A 5189-nucleotide genomic window follows, 5' to 3' on the forward strand; every position below is an offset into this window, starting at 1 on the left:
TGCGGAAAACAAGCCCAGACGCCCGGACCAGACCCCGGGAATGCTCGGCCCGCAATGGCGCAAGAGCATCCACGACTTCTACAGCTACAGCGGCGCGACCGCCCTCGCCGGCATCCCGACCAAAGAGCTGTTCACCTTGTTCCCGAAGAAGCCAGCGAAGAAGATGGCCTACATCGCCGGCCTGCCCAAGCCGCACGGCTGCGTCTGACCGCCCGGCCCGGAATGAAAGGCACCGCCATGACTGTCACCGCGCCCGCGCCCATCGAACCGGCGCCGGCTGCCGTCGTCCCCGATTTCGGCGACGAGAGCACCGGCCGCAAGCTGGCCATCATCTGTTCCAAGGGCACCCTCGACATGGCCTATCCCGGGCTTGTCCTTGCCAACGCGGCGTTAGGAGCAGGGGTGGAGACCCACCTATTCTTCACCTTCTGGGGCTTCGACATCATCACCAAGTCCAGGATGGGTGACCTGAAGTTCACCCTGCTCGGCAATACCGCCTCGCACATGCCGCAGGGGCTGGGCGGCCTGCCCGGCATGACAGCGATGACGACGCACGTGATGAAGAAACAGATCGCCGACGTCGGCGTGCCAGAGGTGCCGGAGTTCCTCGAGCAGATCGTCGCCTCCGGCGGCCATCTGTGAGCCTGCCGCATGTCCGCCGACATGATGCACCTCGACGAATCCGATTTGTATGAGGACGTCGAAGGGATCATCAGCGCCGCGGACTTTATTGAGAAGACCGACGGCGCCCAACTGCTGTTTATCTGACACGGGACCGAGGGCCGCCTGGCAGGGGACCTCGGGTGAGAGGCGATCGCAACGTTCGAGGCGACGTTCCCTGGATGCCGGGAAAGGCCGGTTGGCCGGCCTCGGCCCCGGTCGAGTCCTGGCCGGCGTTCGCGGTCGTGTCGCCGTCACCACGCCCGAGTCCTCTGAGCCGCCGTGGGATGGCTCTCACCCTACGGTGCCGATCGGTGCGGCGAGGGCGGCGAGGGCGGCGAGGGCGGCGAGGGCGGCGTCGAGGCGGGCGCCGGCCTCCTTCGCCACCGGTTCCAGTTCGTCGTGGCCGGTGACGGTGACCATGATCCGCGGGTCGAGGGCCTCGACCACGGTGCCACCGTCGGCGGCGCGGACGACGACGTTGCAGGGCAGCAGCAGGCCGATCTGCCGGTCGACGTCGAGAGCCCGGTGGGCGGCCGGCCCAGATCGCGCCCGACGAGCATACCGCCGTCCTGCTCGGCGGCGCGGCCGCGGAGAACATCGACCTGCACACCCTGCTGTCGGACCGCACCCCGCTGGTGCTCGGGGTGGTGCTGGGGATGGGTTTCCTGCTGCTGTTCGTGGTGCTCGCCGCGCCGCTGGCAGCCGCCCTCGGGGTGGTCACGAACCTGCTCGCGACCGGTGCCACGTTCGGCGTCGCGAAGCTGGTTTTCGCCGACGGGCACGGCGCGGGCCTGCTGGGTTTCACCTCCCAGGGGTTCCTCGACGCCTGGGGGCCGATCTTCTTCTTGGCAATGATCTTTGCGATCTCTATGGACTACACGGTGTTCCTGCTCGCCTCGGCCAAGGAGCACTGGGAACGCTCCGCCGATCCACGGGAGGCGATAGTCGGCGGGCTCGCTCACTCCGGTCGGGTCATCTTCGCGGCAGCCGCGGTGATGGTTGCGGTGTTCTTCACCTTCGCGCTGTCCGGACCGCTGCCGCCAAAGGAGATGGGCGTCATCCTCGGCATCGCCGTGCTGCTGGACGCGGCCCTCGTCCGCCTCACCTGCTACCCGTCCTGTTCCGGATCATCGGACGGGCCGCCTGGTACAGCCCGATGTGGCTGCGCCGCGTTCTACCCACTGTCACCTTCGCCCACTGACCGAAGCGATCGCGTCCCTGGGCCGGCTACCCGCCGCCGGCCTAGGCACGACATCTGCCGAGGGTCACGCGAGGGACAGGAACAGCTTTTCCAGTTCCATCTCGGTCATCGGTGCCGCCTCGCCGCTCTCACGCGCGGCCAGGCACTGTTGCATCCCGGACACTATGATCTTAAATCCGGCCCGGTCCAGAGCTCGGGAGACCGCGGCAAGCTGGGTGACGACGTCAGCGCAGTCGCGACCATCCTCGATCATGCCGATTACGCCGCGGAGCTGACCCTCGGCGCGCCGCAGGCGCCGAATCACATCCGCCATCGCCGTCTCGTCGACCTGCATCCCGACCTCCATATCCCGCACCAGGTGACCGCAGGCGCTGCCTCCAAGATACCATCCCGGGTATACATCGGGTGACCTCACCCGCGATCAGACCTTTCGGGATCGTCGCCGCTGGTTGTGGCTGGTTGTGGAGGACCTGGCGGGCGAAGGTGAGCTGTACCTGTCCAGCCGGCAGATCGCCGAGGTGCTCAATGCCGAGGGCTGCGCCCACCCAAGCGCACCGACCGCTTCGGCCCCGGCCAGGTCCTCACCCCGACCCGCCGGCTGGGCATCGGGGTCCGCCACCCTCGCGGCGCCCGCACCGCGCTAACCGGCCTGGGACCACACCGGTACTCGGTGACCGAACTCGCCGTAGCCCTCCAGCAGGCCAACCGCTACCCTCTACACCTGGATCTACCGGGGGTGGATCACCGCGCAGCGCCACCCGGATGGCAGGTCCTGGGTCATCATCGCCGATGACGCCGAGATGCAGCGGCTACGCGAGCGCCGGGCCCCCGGGCCACTACACCCGCCGGGTACCCCGATAACCGACGTTTCGTCGGCTGCTTCGCATCGAGTCGGACGGGACAAGAGCCAAGCGGGCACACCACGTCGGTGGAGGGGTAGGCTGCAGGTGTTGCTTGTTCTTCCGTGCGTGACCTACGCAGAGAACGGCACGACTGGACCACGGCACCGGCCGGGGTCTGGGGCGAGGCCGGTACGCGAAGGACGCTTACCGGGAGCGCGGCAAGGAGAAATAATCGTGGCGCAGGGTACCGTCAAGTGGTTCAACGCGGAGAAGGGCTTCGGATTCATCTCCGTCGACGGTGGCGGCCCGGACGTGTTCGTCCACTACTCCTCGATCGTGGCGGACGGCTACAAGTCCCTGGATGAGGGCCAGAGCGTCCAGTTCGAGATCGTGCAGGGCCAGAAGGGACCGCAGGCGGACAACGTCCAGCCCGTCTGAGGCCGTACCACCCCCAGCCTTACGCGTCGGCGCGCGGCTCCCGCGGGAGCCGCGCGCCGATCTTGTGTTGGTCGATGTTGTGTTGGCAGGCCGGTAGTCTCACCGCCGTAGTTGACCGACGCCGTCGGCGGGCACCGCGCGATCATGGCTCATGTACACCTGATGAGCGACCAGATCAGCGCCCGGGCAACTGAACCACGGTGATGAAGAAGTCGTCGATGAACCGGACGTCGTCTACGAACCGGTCGAAGTCGACCGCCTTCGTCACGTAGGCGTTGGCGTGCAGGTTGTAGCTGCGCAGGATGTCCTCGGCAGCGTCCGAGGTGGAGAGCACCACGACGGGGATACGTCGCAGGTCGGCGTCGGCCTTGACCTCGGCCAGGACCTCGATGCCGTTGCGGCGCGGCAGGTTGAGGTCCAGCAGGATCAGGTCGGCCGTAGGGGCCTGTGTGAAGGGCTCCTCCCGGCGGAGGAACGCCATGGCCTGGATACCGTCGTTCACGACATGCAGCCTGCCGTTGATCCGATCATCCGCGAACGCTTCGCGGGTCATGAGGACATCCCCCGGGTCGTCCTCAACCAGCAGTACGTCGAACGGGTCCGTACGGACACTCGCCGTCATCTGGATACCTCGAAGTAGAGGCCGCCATCGCATGGCAGCCGGACGAGAAGCGGGGGTAGGGACGAGAGGCGGAGTAGGGACGAGAAGCGGGGACAGGGCGGACCGGACGATCAGCGCCCACCGCGGGGGACGGCCGCTCCTCGAGAGCGTGAGCGGGGTCGCGAGCAGGCGCAGGCGGAGCCCGTCCGGCCCGGAACGGTAACCGGACATCCCGGAATCGATGCACGGACTTTGACGATGTCTGACGGTACGCCAACGGAAGTGGTCTGTCGCCCCCCTAACAGGGACAAGTCCAAGGACAAGCCGAGGCTCACCGTTTTCGGCCTCGCCGCGACCGCCCGGGCACCCACGACCGCCCGGGCACGAGGCCGGACTTCGGCCGCCGTTCCCGGCGTGGCGGTTCCCGGTCGCCTCCGGCGGGAAGGCAAGGGCCATGAGCTCCGGCAGCCCGGTCCAGGACGAGATCCGCCCGCATGCCCGCGAACTGCGTCGGCTGATCCCGGACGTATACCGGGGACTCGGCGCTCTGGGCGACGCTGCTCTCCGTGACGGTGCCCTGGACAGCTGCACGAAGGAGCTGATCGCACTGGCGCTCGCCGTGAGCACCCAGTGCGACGGTTACATCGAGACACACGCCCACGGCGCCGTCCGGCATGGTGCGACCTGCCAGGAAGCAGCCGAGGCCATCGGGGTGGCACTGCTGATGAACGGCGGGCCGGCGTCGGTCTACGGCCCGCGCGCGTTCGTCGCCTTCAGGCGTTTCCGCGCCGAGCGGCACGAGGCGGGGGACGGTACGGCGCCGCTCGGCCACGTAACCCCGGCCTCGCCGGGACACGCTCCATCAACCGGCCAGGTTCAGCCCCCCGACAACACCGACGTCTGAACCGGCGGCAGAGGACCCGCCGCGCCGACCACCTGGCGGATGGTGGTATCCGCAGACCGTCTTCATGACCGGCTGAGGACACGTCGGCGCGGGTGCCGCCGCCATCCGGCGGGCGCCCCGGACGGCCCAGATACAGACAAAGAAAATCTCATGGTTAAAAATATCCCTGGAGATTTCCTCGCTCCCGTTTCGGACCATCGAAATTCGTTGCTCCACGGACGAGTTGTTTACCTATCCTTTACAGTTCCACCCACCTCGGCCGGCGACATCCTGTTACGATTTCCCCGTGACTGAAGGCGAACGGGGAAGAAGAATCCGATGACGTTTGTCGTCCTGTCACCCTGCATTGATGTCAAGGACACCGCCTGCGTGGAGGAGTGCCCGGTCGACTGCATCTACGAGGGCGGCCGCAAGCTGTACATCAACCCGGAGGATTTGCATTGAAATAACTTGATTATTCTATGTCGGGTCTACGGGAAGTGAACATGTAGTTCCACTTGCCGTGGAAACTGTCGCGCTCGAACGGAATCCCCTCCTGTT

The 5189-nt window shown here is 66.9% G+C and carries 7 protein-coding genes and 3 pseudogenes; 7 read left to right on the forward strand and 3 right to left on the reverse strand.

Annotated features, from left to right (window positions below; genetic code table 11):
- On the forward strand, positions 1-208 hold a 208-nt coding region (locus tag AC08OJ_RS18350), incomplete at its 5' end, for a TusE/DsrC/DsvC family sulfur relay protein (RefSeq protein WP_476596379.1).
- Positions 209-237: 29 nt separating this feature from the next.
- Positions 238-768 (forward strand): annotated as a pseudogene (locus AC08OJ_RS18355) (DsrE/DsrF/DrsH-like family protein).
- Positions 769-954: 186 nt separating this feature from the next.
- Here the strand turns inward: AC08OJ_RS18355 and AC08OJ_RS18360 are convergent.
- On the reverse strand, positions 955-1365 hold the full coding sequence (locus AC08OJ_RS18360) for a DUF302 domain-containing protein (RefSeq protein ID WP_476596383.1): 411 nt from the start codon (positions 1363-1365) through the stop codon (positions 955-957).
- On the opposite strand from AC08OJ_RS18360, the pseudogene AC08OJ_RS18365 reads away from it, so the two are divergent.
- A pseudogene (locus AC08OJ_RS18365) lies at positions 1260-1718 on the forward strand (MMPL family transporter); the annotation flags it as partial. The gene AC08OJ_RS18360 and the pseudogene AC08OJ_RS18365 sit on opposite strands and share 106 nt — an antisense overlap.
- 210 nt (positions 1719-1928) lie before the next feature.
- Here the strand turns inward: AC08OJ_RS18365 and AC08OJ_RS18370 are convergent.
- Positions 1929-2210, reverse strand: a complete 282-nt coding sequence (locus tag AC08OJ_RS18370) for a metal-sensitive transcriptional regulator (protein WP_476594505.1) — start codon at positions 2208-2210, stop codon at positions 1929-1931.
- A 103-nt stretch (positions 2211-2313) separates the two neighbouring features.
- On the opposite strand from AC08OJ_RS18370, the gene AC08OJ_RS18375 reads away from it, so the two are divergent.
- The gene (locus AC08OJ_RS18375; protein ID WP_476596381.1) at positions 2314-2508 is read left to right on the forward strand and encodes a hypothetical protein; all 195 of its coding nucleotides are present in this window, start codon (positions 2314-2316) and stop codon (positions 2506-2508) included.
- 432 nt (positions 2509-2940) lie between these two features.
- Entirely contained in the window at positions 2941-3144 is a 204-nt protein-coding gene (locus AC08OJ_RS18380) for a cold-shock protein (protein WP_011438823.1), read from the forward strand.
- A gap of 175 nt (positions 3145-3319) precedes the next feature.
- Here the strand turns inward: AC08OJ_RS18380 and AC08OJ_RS18385 are convergent, their stop codons facing one another.
- Entirely contained in the window at positions 3320-3766 is a 447-nt protein-coding gene (locus AC08OJ_RS18385) for a response regulator (RefSeq protein WP_462186728.1), read from the reverse strand.
- Between the two features lie 433 nt (positions 3767-4199).
- On the opposite strand from AC08OJ_RS18385, the gene AC08OJ_RS18390 reads away from it, so the two are divergent.
- Positions 4200-4649: a carboxymuconolactone decarboxylase family protein gene (locus tag AC08OJ_RS18390; protein ID WP_476594503.1), complete on the forward strand. Its 450-nt coding sequence runs from the start codon at positions 4200-4202 to the stop codon at positions 4647-4649.
- Between the two features lie 318 nt (positions 4650-4967).
- A pseudogene (locus AC08OJ_RS18395) lies at positions 4968-5084 on the forward strand ((4Fe-4S)-binding protein); the annotation flags it as partial.
- Between the last annotated feature and the right edge of the window lie 105 nt (positions 5085-5189).

This window comes from Frankia sp. CgKIO3 (assembly GCF_977946435.1).

Bases quoted from the DNA above. Each gene is read 5' to 3' on its own strand.
- AC08OJ_RS18370 (WP_476594505.1), bottom strand. From the start codon at position 2,210: ATGGAGGTCGGGATGCAGGTCGACGAGACGGCGATGGCGGATGTGATT.
- AC08OJ_RS18390 (WP_476594503.1), top strand. From the start codon at position 4,200: ATGAGCTCCGGCAGCCCGGTCCAGGACGAGATCCGCCCGCATGCCCGC.
- AC08OJ_RS18385 (WP_462186728.1), bottom strand. From the start codon at position 3,766: ATGACGGCGAGTGTCCGTACGGACCCGTTCGACGTACTGCTGGTTGAG.